This is a genomic window from Specibacter sp. AOP5-B1-6 (assembly GCF_052376555.1).
Taxonomy (GTDB): domain Bacteria; phylum Actinomycetota; class Actinomycetes; order Actinomycetales; family Micrococcaceae; genus Specibacter.
The window spans coordinates 39,161-54,231 of record NZ_JBQSVT010000029.1 but is presented as its reverse complement, the minus strand read 5'-3'; the positions used below and the strand labels follow the sequence as shown (position 1 = coordinate 54,231).

Sequence of the window (15,071 nt, the reverse complement as noted above, 5' to 3'; positions counted from 1 at the left end):
CCTGGGCCTGAAAAGTTGTCCTTTGCGGGGGCGAATGGCAACAACGACCCCCGCCGCGGTGTGGGCACTCCGCATATTCGCGCCAGTTCCACGGGAGTTCACAAATTGTGTCCAGCAATGGGCCGCACTTTTGCCGCGAACTGGCATGATGAAGCTGTGAACACCTCCGAATCGAGCCAACCGGGCGACAACGACGCCGCTGCCTTGGTACAACGAGCCACAGAACACCCGGCCACGCCGCAATTGGCCGCCGAGCAACAGGCAGCCGTCGGCCTGCTGGAAGAGGTGCGCGCCGAGCTGGCCAGGCTGGACCTTCCCCTCGAGCTGCCAGGTGTCGACGAAGCCCGTGCCACTGCGTCCTCCGCGTTGGGCCAGCTTGACGACTACATCCTTCCGCGATGGCGGAGCCTCGATGCGCCGCTGCTGGCCGTTGTGGGCGGCTCCACCGGCGCGGGAAAATCAACGCTCGTCAACGCTTTGGTGGGCCATCCGGTGACCAGATCAGGTGCCATCCGGCCCACCACGCGCCAGCCCATTTTGCTCCACCACCCCGACGACGCCCCGTGGTTCACCTCCTCACGGGTGTTGCCGACGTTGCACCGCGTTCAGGGCAGCCCCGTCAAGGACAACACCCCCGCCTCCCGTGCCGGGGCCGCCCCGGACGCCGGCGCCATGACCTCGCTGGTGCTGGTGGCAGATCCCGCGGTTCCTGCCGGCGTGGCGCTCCTTGACGCCCCCGACGTGGATTCCATCTCCGATGACAACCGCCAGCTCGCCGGCCAGCTGCTGGCGGCCGCGGACCTGTGGCTCTTCGTCACAACGGCCAACAGGTACGCCGATGCCGTGCCGTGGAAACTGCTGCTCAACGCCGCCTCCCGCGACATCACCGTTGCCGTCATCCTGGACCGGGTGCCGCCCGGCGCCGAGCAGGAGATCGCCGCGGACCTGCAGGAGATGCTGACCCGCGAAGGCCTGCCGGGCGCGCAGCTGTTCGTGGTCCCCGAAACCACCCTCGACGGGCTGGGCATGCTGCCGGCCGAAGCGGTCGCACCGATCAACAGCTGGCTGGCAGACATCGGCAACGACGCCACCGGCCGCGCCGACATCGTGCGGCGCACCCTCAACGGCACCGTCCGCTCCCTTGGCGGACGCCTGAGCGAGCTGTCCCTCGCCGTTCAGGCCCAGCACGACGCCGGACGGCAGCTCGAAGCCGACGTCCAGGCCGCGTTTGCGGACGCCGCGACGCGCATCAACAAGGCAACCAGCGACGGCACGCTGCTGCGTGGCGAGGTCCTGGCCCGCTGGCAGGATTTTGTTGGCACGGGCGAATTCTTCCGGGCGCTGGAAAGCGGGATCGGCCGGGTGCGCGACAGGATCGGTGCGTTCTTCAAGGGCCAGCCGCCGCCGGCTGTCAAGGTTGAGGTGGCCATTGAAACCGGCCTGCAGGCAGTCATTGTTGACCAGGGTGCCCGGGCCGCCGAGGACGCCGACCAGCGGTGGCGGGCCGATCCGGCCGGACGCCAGCTACTGGGCCTGGATGATCTCTCCGGCGTCAGTGCTGAGTTCCCCGCCGAGGTGGCCGCCGAAATCCGGGCCTGGCAGGGCGAAGTCATGGCGTTGATCCGGGCCGAGGGCGCGGCAAAGCGTTCCCAGGCCCGATGGCTGTCGTTTGGCGTCAACGGTCTTGGCGTCATCTTGATGGTCGTGGTGTTCTCCTTCACCGGGGGACTGACGGGAGCCGAAGTGGGAATCGCAGGAGGCACCGCCGTCGTGGGTCAAAAACTTTTGGAAGCCATCTTCGGCGAGGATGCCGTGCGGCGCCTGGCCAAGGAAGCCAAACAGTCACTGGATGTGCGCTGCGCCAAGCTGCTCGAACACCAGCAGCAGCGCTTCCTCAGCAGGCTGGGCCCGGTGGAAGACGCCGCCGAACCCCTCGTACAGCGCCTCGACGGACTCGCCGGGCAGCTCGCAGACCTTGGCCACAATGGGCAAACCGGTCGAAGCAACCCCAGCGGCAGGCGAAGCCAAACCGGGACGGGGGAGGGCGCATGAGCCGGCACCGCGAGAAACGCGCCGAGTCAACGCTCGACCGGCAGCTCATCGCCCTCAACGAGGCCCGCGAACTTGCGGAAGGCCGGCTCGACGACACCGCCCTGGCCGATGTTTACGGGGTGCTGGAACGGGCCACGGCCAGGCGTTCACTCAGCGCCGAGCACACCGTGGTCGGTTTTTTCGGCGCCACCGGCAGCGGAAAGTCGTCGCTGTTCAACGCCGTGGCCGGCACGGACGCGGCGCGGGTTGCCGTGCGCCGGCCCACCACCAGCGAGCCCCTGGCCATGGTGTGGGGGATGGACGGCAGCGCGCCGCTGCTGGACTGGCTGGAGGTCGCGGACCGCCGTGAGGGTGACACCGTTCCGGGCCTGACGGACGACGGCGGGGGGCTGGTGTTGCTTGACCTGCCGGATTTCGATTCGGTCCAATTGAGCAACCGCCGCACGGTGGAGCGCCTGGCCGGGCAGGTCGATGTGCTGGTGTGGGTCGTCGACCCGCAAAAGTACGCCGACGCCGCAATTCACAACGATTTCATCAGGCCCTTTTCAACCCACGCCTCGGTGACCCTGGTGGTGCTGAACCAGGTGGACAGGCTGGCCATCGCCGAGGTGAAGCCGGTGCTGGAGTCCCTGGAAGCGATTCTGGACCGTGACGGTTTGGGCCAGGTCGCGGTGTCGGGCGTCTCGGCCGTGACCCTCGAGGGTGTGCCCGAACTGCGCCGCCGGATTTCCTCGGTCGTGAAGGCCAAGGCGGCCAAGTCGGCGCGGCTCGCGGCGGATGCGGCAGTCGCCGCGGAGCGCCTGTCCGACGCTTCCGGCGGCGGCGATGCTGCCGGTGTGCACCAGCAGGACAGGAAGACACTGGCGGCGGGGCTGGCCAGGGCCGTGCATGTTGAAACTGTCGTCTCGGCCGTGCAGTCCTCCTACAAGCTCGAGGCCACGAAGCAGACGGGCTGGCCGGTCACGCGCTGGCTGGTCCGGTTCCGCAAGGATCCGCTGCGCCGGTTGAGCCTGCGGCGGGAAGGCGCGTCAGAGGTGAACAGGACGTCGCTGCCGCCCGCCGGATCTGCCCAGCTGGCGCAGGTGGACTCCTCCGTCCGCGACTTTGCTGACACCACGAGTGCGGGTTCGCCCGGGCCGTGGCGGGCGTCCATCCGGTCCGCTGCGCGCAGCAACCGGAACGAGCTGCCGGACGCCCTCGACCAGGCCGTGGCCGGCACCGATCTGAAGGCCAACACCCGTGCGTGGTGGTGGCCGGTGTTCGCCGTCATCCAGTGGCTTGCGCTGCTGGTGGCCGTGGGCGGACTCGTTTGGCTGGGTGTGCTGGCCGGGCTGGGCTACTTCCAGCTGCCCGTTCCCGAGGTGCCCGAGGTCGAAGGCTGGCCACTGCCCACGCTGATGGTGATTGCCGGCGTCGTGCTGGGCATTTTCCTTGCCGTGACCAGCAAATTCCTTGCCCTGGCCGGCGCCAAGGCCCGGGCAGCCCAGGCCCGACGGCGGCTGCGTGAGAGTGTCGCCGGGGTGTCCGGGGAGCTTGTGGTTGCCCCGACCGAGACCGAGATCGCCCGGTACCGCGACTTCCAGGAAGCACTGGCCGCCGCCCGCTGAGCACGTCTGGGATGTACGTCAGGAAGCCAGCGTGTCGCGGCACTTGAGCAGCGTGCGCAGGTTGCGGGTCGTCGTCGTGCTCTTGTAGCGGGGCCTGGCCGAAAGCTTGCTGAACGGGCTGTCCGGGGTGCCTCCCACCGGCACCGGCCAGGCGAGGGCGTGGGGGCTGAGCCTGGCAAGTTCGACGCCGGGCAGCTCGCCGCCGTGCCTGGCGAGCTCGTCCAGGACGGCTGGATCGGAGGAGAGGGTCACGTAGCTGTGGCGGGCGGGGTCGTCGGCCGGCCAAGGGGACGCGGCGATGACGGCCTCCAGCTGCGGCAGGTCAAGGATTACGACCCAGGCGTCGTAGCCGAACTTTTCACGCAGCAGGTTCTCCACCATGGTTTTGAGTTCCGGTGCGTCGGCTTCCGCCGTGCAGACCACATTGCCCGAGGCCAACAGGGTTTTCACCCGGGTCAGGGGGAGTGTGGCGAGGGCCGCGCGCAGATCGGCCATCTTGACGTTGATGCCGCCGACGTTGATCCCCCGAAGGAACACCGCGTATTTGGTCATGCGCAAACCCTACCCTGCCCATCCGGGTGGGGCTTTACGGACAGGAGGTGCCGACCGGGATGTGGAGGATCTCGGTGTCCCCGCCGTGGGTGACGGTCAGCGGGACGCAGGCGGGGGCGTCAAGCCAGATTCCGCCGGGGTAGACCAGCCACTTGGTGTCGGGCAGGTTGGTGGTGCAGCCGGGGACGGCCAGCGAGTCCGCCACGGTGTAGCCGGAATTGGACCAGCCGATCTTCACATGCCCGCGCATGTTCGCCGGGACCTCCAGGGTGAACGTTTGTCCGATCTTGAGGATCAGGCCCACCTTGGCAAATTTCAGACCCTTGTAGTTTGCCCCGCCCCAATGGATGGCGTTGCCGCCGGCCGTGGCATTGACGGCCATGACGTCCGGCATGCCGATGGAATCGGGGACAGCCACGTCGTCAAGTGCCAGACCGGTGGCGATGGGGTCGGCGCATTCGAAATTCAAGTCGGATCCCACGGCGTGCGGGGTGATGTCGTTGGGGCCGGTGGATGCGGAGATTCCGGGGCCCGTCGGCGTTTGGGTGGAAACGGGGCCGTCTGCAGGGGTCGAACCCGTGCATCCTGCCAGCAGCACGACCGCGGCGGCTGCAGCTGCCGTCGTCAACATTCCCCTGCGCGGACCCCAAACGATGTGTCCCATGACAGCAGCCTAGTTGCGGGCGTCAGTCGGGACAATGGCCCGCAGGGGAGCCTGCCACACAGATCTGGGAGGCGGGGGTTACGGGGTGCTCTTGCGCAGGGCCTCGGTCAGAATGCGGGAGGCGTTGCACACGATTTCAGCATGCAGGCGGCCGGGCTGGCGGGTGAGGCGCTCGATGGGCCCGGAAATGGACACTGCAGCGATCACGCGGCCGGACGGACCGCGCACCGGAGCCGACACCGAGGCCACCCCTGGCTCGCGTTCCCCGAGCGACTGGCCCCACCCGCGCCGTCGGACTCCGGCCAGAACCGTGGGGGTGAAGCGTGCGTTGTGCAGACCCTCAAGCAGCCGTTCGTGGTCCTCCCAGGCCAGCAGGACCTGTGCCGCCGAGCCGGCCTTCATGGTGAGCTGCGTACCCACGGGGATGGTGTCGCGCAAACCGATCGGGCGTTCGGCCGAGGCCACGCAGACGCGGAAGTCGCCCTGGCGTCGGAAAATTTGGGCGCTCTCGCCGGTGGAGTCGCGCAATTGCAGCAAAACGGGCCCGGCGGCGGCGATGAGCCGGTCCTCGCCGGCGGCTGAGGCGAGCTCGACGAGCCGGCTGCCCAGCACAAACCTGCCCTGCATGTCCCGGCTGACGAGCCTGTGATGTACCAGGGCCAGTGCCAACCTGTGCACGGTGGGCCGGGCCAAACCGGTGGCTGCCACGAGCTGCGCCAAGGTTGTCGGGCCGGCTTCCAATGCATCAAGCACAAGGGCCGCTTTGTCGATGACGCCAACGCCACTAGAATTGTCCATGTAATGATATTGCCGTCTCAGCATGTGAGATGCAAATCGAAGAATTGGCTTCCGCGCTGAACTGGCTGGAACATTGGAGTCATACAAATGAACGACTCCGCCTGCGGACCCTCAAATTCTATGTGAATGCGGGACCGGAAGCGCGGACTAAACCGTGGAATCAACTGCGGTATCAACGAGGGAAGGGAGCTGCTGTGAGCGAGTCAACCACTCCCCACGCAGTGGACGGAACAGCAGTGGAGACAACAGCAGTGGACGGAACGGCAGCGGAGACAGCAGCAGTGCCGAGCAAGGCGCCGCGCAGGGCCGCGAAGACGCTGGCTGAAAAAGTGTGGCGTGACCACGTCGTCAGCCAGGGCGACGGCGAGGGCGACGCCGCCCAGCCCGACCTCCTGTACATCGACCTCCACCTGATCCACGAGGTCACCTCCCCGCAGGCCTTTGAGGGCCTCCGCCTGGCCGGCCGCCCGCTGCGCCGCCCCGACCTGACCATCGCCACGGAGGACCACAACACTCCCACGCTGGACATCGACAAGCCGATCGCCGATCTGACCAGCCGCACCCAGATCCAGACGCTGCGCAACAACTGCGCCGAGTTTGGTGTCCGCCTGCACTCCCTGGGCGACGCCGAACAAGGCATCGTGCACGTGGTGGGCCCGCAGCTGGGCCTGACCCAGCCCGGCATGACGGTCGTTTGCGGCGACTCGCACACCTCAACCCACGGAGCCGTCGGCGCCCTGGCGTTCGGCATCGGCACCTCCGAGGTCGAGCACGTCATGGCCACCCAGACGCTGCCGCTGAAGCCGTTCAAGACCATGGCCATCAACGTCGAAGGCACCCTGCGCCCCGGCGTGACCTCCAAGGACATCATCCTGGCCGTCATCGCCAAGATCGGCACCGGCGGCGGCCAGGGCTACGTGCTCGAGTACCGCGGCTCCGCCATCCGGGCGCTGTCCATGGATGCGCGCATGACGGTGTGCAACATGTCCATCGAGGCCGGCGCCCGTGCCGGCATGATCGCCCCCGATGAGATCACCTTCGAGTACCTCAAGGGCCGCGCCCATGCCCCGGAAGGCGCAGACTGGGACACCGCCGTCGAGTACTGGAAGTCCCTGACCACAGAGGACGACGCCGAATTCGACGCCGAGGTCTTCCTCGACGCCAACACCCTGGATCCCTTTGTCACCTGGGGAACCAACCCCGGCCAGGGCGTGTCCCTGAGCGACACCGTGCCGTTCCCCGAAGACTTTGGCGATGACAACGCCAAGGCCGCCGCGGAACGCGCACTGGCCTACATGGACCTGGAAGCCGGCACCCCCATGAAGGACATCCGTGTTGACACGGTGTTCCTGGGCTCGTGCACCAACTCCCGCATCGAGGACCTGCGCGCAGCAGCCGACATTGTCCGCGGCCGCGAAAAGGACCCCAACATCCGCATGCTGGTCGTCCCCGGCTCCGCCCGCGTCCGCCTCGAAGCCGAAGCCGAGGGCCTGGACAAGGTGTTCCTGGACTTTGGTGCCGAGTGGCGCTTTGCCGGCTGCTCCATGTGCCTGGGCATGAACCCGGACCAGCTCGAACCGGGCGAACGCTGCGCATCCACGTCCAACCGCAACTTTGAGGGCCGCCAGGGCAAGGGTGGACGCACCCACCTCGTCTCTCCCGTTGTGGCAGCCGCCACCGCCGTCCGCGGAACCCTCAGTTCGCCGTCGGACCTTGAAACAGCCGCCGTCCCCGCCGGCAACGCAGCATAAGGAGCTCACACCATGGAAAAGTTCTCCACCCACACCGGCATTGGTGTCCCGCTGCGCCAGAGCAACGTTGACACGGACCAGATCATCCCGGCCGTCTACCTGAAGCGGATCACCCGCACCGGCTTCGAGGACGCGCTGTTCGCGAGCTGGCGCAAGGACCCGGAATTCATCTTGAACCGTGAGCCGTACACGTCCGGGTCGGTGCTGGTTGCCGGCGCCGACTTCGCCACGGGGTCCTCACGCGAGCACGCTGTCTGGGCGCTGAAGGACTACGGCTTCAAGGCCGTCCTCTCCAGCCGCTTCGCCGACATTTTCCGCGGCAACTCGGGCAAGCAGGGCCTGGTTGCCGCCGAGCTGGCGCAGGATGACATCGAGCTGATCTGGAAGGTCCTGGAAAATGCCCCGGGCACCGAGATCACCGTTGACCTGGTGGCCAAGATGGTCACCGCCGGCACCGTCGTTGCCCCGTTCCAGATCGACGACTACACCCGCTGGCGCCTGCTCGAGGGCCTCGACGACATTGGCCTGACACTGCGCGACGAACCCGCCATCACGGCGTTTGAAGCCACCCGCCCGGCCATCAAGCCCACCACGCTGCCGGCAAAAGTCTAGTTTTTGCAGCTGACGTGCAGGAAGCCGGTCCACCCATTGGGGCGGGCCGGCTTCCTTTATGTTAAGTTCAACTTTGTTAAGTTCGACGGCGGTGCCCGGCTGGTGCGGCCGGGGCACCGCCGGTTGTGGCTAGCTGCGCAGCCAGACTGTCGTGGCGCCGGGCAGCAGCCCGCCCTCGAGCGGGGCACTGGCGATGAGGACTTCCCCGGCGGGCAGTTCCGCCGGTTCGGTCCCGAAGTTCGTCACGCTCGTCCAGCCGTTGGGGCGGCGGAACGCGAGCATGTCGGGGCGGCTGCCGTCAATCCATTCCAGTTCCTCGCCCGACTGGAGGCTTGCGCGCAGGGCCAGGGCGTCCCGGTAGAGTTCGAGCGTTGAGCCGGCCGCGCCGTCCTCTGCTTCAACGGAGCTGTCGGCAAACCAGTCAGGCTGCGGCAGGTGTGAGCCGCCCGTGCCAAAACCGTGGGACGATCCGCCGCGGCTCCAGGGCAGCGGAACGCGGCAGCCGTCCCGGCCAATGTCGATCCCGGGGTTGCGGAAGAACGCCGGATCCTGGCGCTGTTCGGCCGGGATCCCGGCCACCTCGTGGAGGCCGAGTTCTTCACCCTGGTACAGGTAGGCGGAGCCGGGCAGTGCCAGTTCCAGCAGGGTGGCCGCGCGGGCCCGGCGCAGGCCCAGTTCGGCGTCCAGCACCGGGGCGGTGCCGCCGCTGAGCAGCCAGTCGGCACCTTGCTTGGTTGCGTTGCCATTGCGGGCGGGCAGGCCGTACCGGGTGGCATGGCGCACCACGTCATGGTTGGAAAACACCCAGGTGGTTGAGGATCCGGACTCTGTGGCCAGGGCCAGGTTGAACGTGATGATGTCCTTGAACTGGGCGGCGTCAAAGTCCGCTTCCAGCAGGTCGAAGTTGAAGGCCTGGCCGAGCCCTTCGGCACTGGCATACTTGGCGCGCCGGCTGGCGGCAACCCAGGCCTCGGCGACGGCGGTGCGGGCGGGGGTGTAGGAGTTGAAGACCGTGCGCCATTCCGCGTAGATCTCATGCACCTCGTCACGGTCCCACAGCGGGTGGTTGCCGTCATCCTTGGCCAGGGTCTCCAGCTCGGCCAAACTGGGCAGGGTGTCGCCCAGGTCCTTCGCGAGCCCGTGGGCCACGTCGATCCGGAATCCGTCCACGCCGCGGTCGGACCAGAAACGCAAGGTTTCCAAGAAGTCGGCACGGACCTCCGGGTTGTGCCAGTTCAGGTCCGGCTGCTCGGAGGCAAAGGAGTGGAGGTACCACTGGCCGTCGGCGGTCCGTGTCCAGGCGGGGCCGCCGAAGATGGATTCCCAGTCCGCCGGTGCCTGCGCGCCGTCGGGGCCGGTGCCATCGCGGAAAATGTAGCGTTCGCGGGCGGCCGAGCCCTTCGGGGAAGCCAATGCCTCCTTGAACCATTCGTGCCGGTCCGAGGTGTGGTTGGGGACGACGTCGACAATCAGGCGCAGGCCTGCCACATGCAGCGCCGCGGCCATCTCGGCAAAGTCATCCAGCGTGCCCAGCCGGGGATCGACGTCACGGTAGTCATCGACGTCGTATCCGCCGTCAGCCAGCGCTGAGGGATAGAAGGGGCTGAGCCAGACCGCGTCCACGCCGAGCTGTTTGAGGTACGGGATGCGGGAGGTGATGCCGGGCAGGTCGCCCATGCCGTCACCGTTGGAATCGGCGAAGGAGCGCGGGTAAATCTGGTAGACGGCGGCCTGCCGCCACCAGCTCTCCTCGGCGGTGGGAACTGCTGTGACTGTTTCAAGAACTTCGGTCATGATGGGGTGAACTCCTGTAATGGGGGTGTTGAAATTATTTGATGGCGCCCTGGGTCAGCCCGGACATCACCCAGCGCTGCGAGAGCAGGTAGACGATGATGGCCGGCGCCATGGCCATAAGGTAGGAAGCGAACGAGACGTTGTAGTTGTTGCTGAACTGTGTTTGGAACATGTTTTGCAGCACCGGCAGGGTCTGCAATGCAGGGTCGGCGGTGATCAGCACCGGCATCATGTAGTCATTCCACGATGCCAGGAAGGCGAAGATGCCCACCGTGGCGCTCATCGGGGCCAGCAGCGGGAACACCAGCCGCCAAAACACCTGCCACGTTCCTGCCCCGTCAATCCGGGCGCTTTCCTCCAGCTCGCTGGGGATGGAACGCAGGAACGCGGTGAACAGCATGACGCTGAACGACAGCTGGAACATGATGTGCAGGATGGCCACACCCAGGGGGTTGTCCAGGTGCACCATGGCGGTGAGCTTCACCTGGGACAGTGCCACCACCGGGAACGGCAGGAACATGGCGGCCAGCAGGTAAAAGAACGACCAGCGGAACATCTTGTTCTCCCAGTTGTGGGAAATGGCGTAGGCCGCAAACGAGCCCAGCGCGATCGTGCCGATGACGGTGATGGCGGCGATGAGCACGGAAATCGTGAAGCTTCGCGGGAAGTTGGTCAGCGTCCAGGCCTGGACAAAGCTGTCAATGCTGAAGGGGGCCGGGAGGGAGAAGGCGTTGCCGTCCACCGCCTGGCTGGTTGTCTTAAACGCCATGGCCAAGGTGACGTAGAGCGGGATGAACACCGAGAGGGAACAGACCGCCAGGATAATGGTGACGGGCCAGTTTCCGCCGCGCAGGCGACGACGCCGGGGCTTGCGTTCACCGGTCTCGGAGACTGGGGCGGGGGCTGGTTTGAGCATGACCTGGGTTGCCATCTAAAGTGTTGCCTTTCCGCGGGTGGTGCGCAGCTGCAGGAGTGCGATGACGATCGCGATGAGGAAGAAGATGGTTGCATTGGCCATCTGGTAGGAATAGTCGCCGTTGGTGAAGCCCTTGAAGATGGACATGGCCACGCTTGTGGTCGCTGTTCCGGGGCCGCCGTCGGTGAGGCCGACGATCACGTCGTAGGCGTTCATGAAGTTCTTGAAGCTGATGATGACGTTGATGAGGATGTAGCCGGCGGTCAGTGGCACGGTGATGGCGAAAAGCTGGCGGCCGGCCGATGCGCCGTCAAGTGCTGCAGCCTCGTACACGTCCGAGGGGATGGAGAGAACCCCGGCAATGTAGATCAGCAGGGTCGCCGGAATGGACTGCCACGCCGTGACCGCAACGACGGCGAGCCAGGCGAGGTCGGGGTTGGCAAGCACGCTTTCCTGCAGCGGCCCAAAGCCAACTGCCGACGCCACGGCGGGCAGTGAATTGGAAAACAAATAGTTGAAGACATAAGCGATGACAAGGCTGGAAATCACCATGGGCAGGACGAAAACGGCGCGCAGCCCCACCTTCGCCCGGATCTTGGCCGTCAAGGCCATGGCGAGCAGGAACGCGATGGCGTTGACAACAACCACCGCCACCACCGCGAACCCGAGTGTGAACAGGTAGGCCTGCAGAATCTCCGGGTCCGAGAAAATTGCCACATAGTTGGTCAGCCCGATGAACTCAAACTCGCCGAAGCCCACCGAATTGGTGAAGCTGAGCGTGATGCCCATGACGGCCGGCAGTGTGATGGCCAGGGTGAACAGCAACACCGTTGGCAGCAGCATGGCATAGAAAACCGGTTCGACGCGGCGCCGGGTCCGTACCCGGACCTTGGTGGGAAGGGCCATGGCGTTACTCGATTCCTTGGGTAGGGCGTGTGTTGCGCAGGGCCAGCCGGGACCAGCCGGCGTCCAGAGCCTGCAACTGTGATTTGGGGGTTGAGCCGTAGGCAATGGCCTGTGCGTAGTTCGCGATTGGTATGGCCCTGGGAACCAGCTGCGACGGGCCCAAATAAAAGGCGGCGTCGTCGTAGTACTGCTGCATTCCGGCCAGCACGGGGTTGGTCGCCGGCGGCGCATCGACGGTCACGCCAAAACCATTGTTGTCGGCGTTGTACTTGTTGATGATGTCCGGCTTCATCAAAAAGGCCAGGAACTCGCGGGCGGCGTCCTTCTTTTTGGACGCCTCGGGGATCCACAGGGCCAGGTCAACATTGACACGCACCTTGAGGTCGTCGGGGTCATTGGTGACAGGCAGGGGGAACGTGGCCAGGTTCATCGAGGGGTTTGTTTTGGCGATTTCGTTCAGGACCCACGGGCCTTGCAGGTACATGGCGCTCTTGCCCTGGCTGAACGCGAGGTTGCCGTCACCGTAGCCGCGGCTTGCGGCGTTCTTGTTTGAATAGTTCCGCAGTTGCACCATGCGTTCCATGGGAACCGCAAAATCCTTTTGAAAGGACGTGGCGGAGTCCGCTGAAACCGAGGTGCCTTCACGCTGCAGCTCGTTGAAGAAATGGGGGACGTCGAGCATGCCGCCAACGCTGTAGTCGAACATGCCCTGGGCGATGGTCCAGTTGTCCTTGATGGTGGTGAAGAACGGTGCAATGCCCGAGTTTTGAAGGGCTTCACAGATGGCGACCAGTTCATCCCACGTGGTCGGCACCGCAAGTCCGTGCTTCTCGAAGATGTCCTTGTTGTAAATGACGGATGCTGCCATGACGGAGTAGGGGATGGCGCTGGTGCGGCCCGGATATTCGGCGGATTGTTTCATCAACGGCCACAACTTGGGGTCGATGGACTTGGCGGCGTCGGTGTCGGAGAGGTCGCTCAGTGCACCGTGCTCCACGAAGGCGGAGATCTCCAGGTTGTAGTTCAGGCAGCCAATGTCCGGCGGCTGGTTGCGGACAAAGTCCGCTGAAAGATTGGAGGTGGAGTCGCGGATGACCCACACCTTGTCCTGGCTCTTGTGGAACTGTTCGATGATGCCGTCAAAGTATCCGATCACTTCCGGTTTTGACAGGTAGAACGTAATGGTCGTCGCGGCACCTGCGGAGGTCTTGTCCTGGCCGCAACCTGCCAAGGCAAGACCGGTGGCCGCAACGCCTGCGCCCAGCAAAAAGGATCGCCTGCTCAGGCCTTGTTGTGTCGTCGTTGGAACTGCATGCACGTCATTGTCTCCTCGTCCCACGCTGCATCACAGGAGGCCGATGCGTTAGGCCTGTCAGTAAATATAGATACTAAATCTAGTACGTATAGAAATATCGCACGGACTTGGCTATAAGGTCAAGGGGTGAAGAAAAACAGTGGGGCAACGTCGACCCAGTTGCTGCGCCGGATGAATTCGGCAGCCGTGCTGGGGTATGCCCTGGAGTCGGAAACCTTCAACGCCACCGAGGCCATGGAAGCAACAGGACTGACCAGGGCCACAGTTCTTGGACTGTGCGACGAGCTCGCCGAGCTGGGCTGGATTGACGAACTTGGTGACGCCAGGGCGGCCGGGCAGTACAGCATGGGAAGGCCCGCCCGCAGATACCGGCTGCGTGAAACGGCCGGATACATACTTGGCATCGACGCCGGACAGCACACCGCCACCGTCATGGTGGCCGACCTGCGCGGAAAGACGTTGGCCCGCACAGCGGCTGTCATGACCACGGAGGAACCAGTTGCCCGTGTAGTGACGGTTCGCAAAATTGCGGAGGCGGCAATGGCTGCTGCCGGCGTGCACCCGGACCATGTTTTCATCGTCGTGGTCGGTGTCCCCGCGCCGGTCGATGAACACGGACGGTCACCGGCGGGGGACGAGTTTTGGCACAAGATGAACCCCGGATTTCCGGACAGTTTTGACGATTCCGCCCACGCAATCGTGGAAAACGACGCAAATCTGGCGGCGCTGGCGGAACGGGCCCGCGGATCAGGCCGGGGCGTCAGGTCATTTGCAACACTGCTGTCCGGCGAACGGCTCGGGTCCGGGCTGGTCGTTGACGATGCCTTGATCAGGGGCAGTCACGGCGGAGCAGGGGAGATGCGGTTCCTGGACCTGGTTGAGGGGGTCGGATCCGCGGAAGGTCTAGGCTCCCTGGCCCGCGAATGGGCCCTGGCCGCCCGGGACGACGGCGCCCTGCCGGCCGGCTCGATGCGGGGCAAGGTTCCGCGATCGGAGATCTCCGCCGAAGCCGTTTTTTCCGCGGCAGTGTCGGGCGATTCGGCGGCCGAAGGGATCGTGGACCGGCTTGCCGACCGCCTGGCCAGGGTGTCCATCGTGTTGTCCAGTTTGCTTGATGTGGAAAAGGTGGTGGTGGGCGGTGCCATCGCGCTCGGGGTGCAGCCGGTCATTGAAAAGGCGTCCGCCATCCTGAAAGCAGACTTCGCGGCCCCGGTGCCGGAGCTGGCAGCCTCCGAGCTGGGTGCAGAGGGTGTGGTGCTGGGTGCCTTGACGTGCGGGCTCTCGCTCCTGCGGGAAGCGCCACTGAAATTCACGCCGCGGAACTGACCCGCCCTGGAGGGTCAATGGCCCAAGTTTCGCGTTCAGCCACCATTGGCTTCTTTCCACCGCGTGAAGATCTCTTCGAGCATATTTTCGCCGGCGGCCCGTTCCCGGGAGTTGAGTGATTCCATGAGGTCGACGGCAATGGCAGCATCCGGCGAGCAGGGGCCCTCGAAGGCGTCATCGACGATGTGCATGATGATATTCCCCGCAGGGTCTTCCACCAGGGACAGTTCGTTGACAAGCTTCGCCGCCCTGAATGTATCGAGGTAGCCTTCCAGGACATCGGTCCGTGCGCCGGCCAGCCCAAAGCGATCCGCAACTGCTGAATCGTTCAGGGCGGTTGTTCCGGTTGGCAGGAGGCAGCCTGCGGCACGGGGGATGTCGGCGGGTGCAATGCGGTAGCGCTGCACCTGATCTTTGGTGCCCACGACAGCCGCCAGTTCGGCTGGGTCCATGATTTTCAGCCGCTGCTTGAGGCGGTAGCGGGCCGTCGAGTCCATAAAACGAGGGATGCCGCCTTCGATGATCTTGAGCGCGGCCCAAGCCGTTTCGGCATTCCACCTTCGCCCCATCAGGGAGCGCCGGTTCTTGTACCGCTGGACTGATGCGCTGTCGATGAGGATCAAGCGACCAGCACGGCCGACGGCAAGCAGGCTTCCATTGTTCAGGAGCTTATGGACCATGGCCCGGGTGGTTTCCAGCTCTTCGGCGGCTTCCAATGTGGTCATCCAGCTCTGACTCATAGGCACAACGGTACGTCTTGGTCAACCATTCTGCATAG

The 15,071-nt window shown here is 65.3% G+C and carries 13 protein-coding genes; 5 read left to right on the top strand and 8 right to left on the bottom strand.

Annotation, left to right across the window (positions count from 1 at the left end):
* The first annotated feature begins 117 nt into the window (after window positions 1-117).
* Together ACT3TS_RS14240 and ACT3TS_RS14235 are read left to right on the top strand one after the other, a co-directional pair.
* Window positions 118-2,052, top strand: coding sequence for a dynamin family protein (locus ACT3TS_RS14240; RefSeq protein WP_444532171.1), 1,935 nt, complete (start codon window positions 118-120; stop codon window positions 2,050-2,052).
* Window positions 2,049-3,659: a GTPase gene (locus ACT3TS_RS14235; protein WP_444532167.1), complete on the top strand. Its 1,611-nt coding sequence runs from the start codon at window positions 2,049-2,051 to the stop codon at window positions 3,657-3,659. Before ACT3TS_RS14240 ends, ACT3TS_RS14235 begins: the two co-directional genes overlap by 4 nt.
* An 18-nt stretch (window positions 3,660-3,677) precedes the next feature.
* Here the strand turns inward: ACT3TS_RS14235 and ACT3TS_RS14230 are convergent, their stop codons facing one another.
* The 3 genes from ACT3TS_RS14230 to ACT3TS_RS14220 all read right to left on the bottom strand — a co-directional run bounded on the left by ACT3TS_RS14230 (window position 3,678) and on the right by ACT3TS_RS14220 (window position 5,673).
* On the bottom strand, window positions 3,678-4,211 hold the full coding sequence (locus tag ACT3TS_RS14230; RefSeq protein ID WP_444532166.1) for a DUF1697 domain-containing protein: 534 nt from the start codon (window positions 4,209-4,211) through the stop codon (window positions 3,678-3,680).
* A gap of 34 nt (window positions 4,212-4,245) precedes the next feature.
* Window positions 4,246-4,875 (bottom strand): hypothetical protein, encoded by a 630-nt coding sequence (locus ACT3TS_RS14225; protein ID WP_444532165.1) that lies wholly within the window; start codon window positions 4,873-4,875, stop codon window positions 4,246-4,248.
* Window positions 4,876-4,953: 78 nt separating this feature from the next.
* A complete protein-coding gene (locus ACT3TS_RS14220) occupies window positions 4,954-5,673 on the bottom strand; it encodes an IclR family transcriptional regulator (protein WP_444532164.1) in 720 nt (239 codons plus the stop codon).
* Between the two features lie 281 nt (window positions 5,674-5,954).
* Between ACT3TS_RS14220 and leuC the strand changes: the two genes are divergently transcribed.
* Window positions 5,955-7,424: a 3-isopropylmalate dehydratase large subunit gene (leuC, locus tag ACT3TS_RS14215; RefSeq protein WP_444532170.1), complete on the top strand. Its 1,470-nt coding sequence runs from the start codon at window positions 5,955-5,957 to the stop codon at window positions 7,422-7,424.
* A 12-nt stretch (window positions 7,425-7,436) separates the two neighbouring features.
* The gene (leuD, locus tag ACT3TS_RS14210) at window positions 7,437-8,036 is read left to right on the top strand and encodes a 3-isopropylmalate dehydratase small subunit (RefSeq protein WP_444532163.1); all 600 of its coding nucleotides are present in this window, start codon (window positions 7,437-7,439) and stop codon (window positions 8,034-8,036) included.
* A 129-nt stretch (window positions 8,037-8,165) separates the two neighbouring features.
* Here the strand turns inward: leuD and ACT3TS_RS14205 are convergent, their stop codons facing one another.
* Genes ACT3TS_RS14205 through ACT3TS_RS14190 form a run of 4 tightly spaced genes read right to left on the bottom strand, consistent with a single transcriptional unit; the run spans window position 8,166 to window position 12,970 of the window.
* Entirely contained in the window at window positions 8,166-9,830 is a 1,665-nt protein-coding gene (locus tag ACT3TS_RS14205; protein WP_444532162.1) for a glycoside hydrolase family 13 protein, read from the bottom strand.
* A gap of 34 nt (window positions 9,831-9,864) precedes the next feature.
* A complete protein-coding gene (locus tag ACT3TS_RS14200; protein ID WP_444532161.1) occupies window positions 9,865-10,761 on the bottom strand; it encodes a carbohydrate ABC transporter permease in 897 nt (298 codons plus the stop codon).
* Window positions 10,762-11,652, bottom strand: coding sequence for a carbohydrate ABC transporter permease (locus ACT3TS_RS14195; protein WP_444532160.1), 891 nt, complete (start codon window positions 11,650-11,652; stop codon window positions 10,762-10,764).
* Between the two features lie 4 nt (window positions 11,653-11,656).
* Window positions 11,657-12,970, bottom strand: a complete 1,314-nt coding sequence (locus ACT3TS_RS14190; protein WP_444532159.1) for an ABC transporter substrate-binding protein — start codon at window positions 12,968-12,970, stop codon at window positions 11,657-11,659.
* Window positions 12,971-13,093: 123 nt separating this feature from the next.
* On the opposite strand from ACT3TS_RS14190, the gene ACT3TS_RS14185 reads away from it, so the two are divergent.
* Complete coding sequence (locus ACT3TS_RS14185; RefSeq protein WP_444532158.1) at window positions 13,094-14,293, top strand: ROK family protein; 1,200 nt, start codon at window positions 13,094-13,096, stop codon at window positions 14,291-14,293.
* Between the two features lie 35 nt (window positions 14,294-14,328).
* Here ACT3TS_RS14185 and ACT3TS_RS14180 read toward each other — a convergent pair whose 3' ends face one another.
* Complete coding sequence (locus ACT3TS_RS14180) at window positions 14,329-15,018, bottom strand: helix-turn-helix domain-containing protein (protein WP_444532157.1); 690 nt, start codon at window positions 15,016-15,018, stop codon at window positions 14,329-14,331.
* Window positions 15,019-15,071 lie beyond the last annotated feature (53 nt).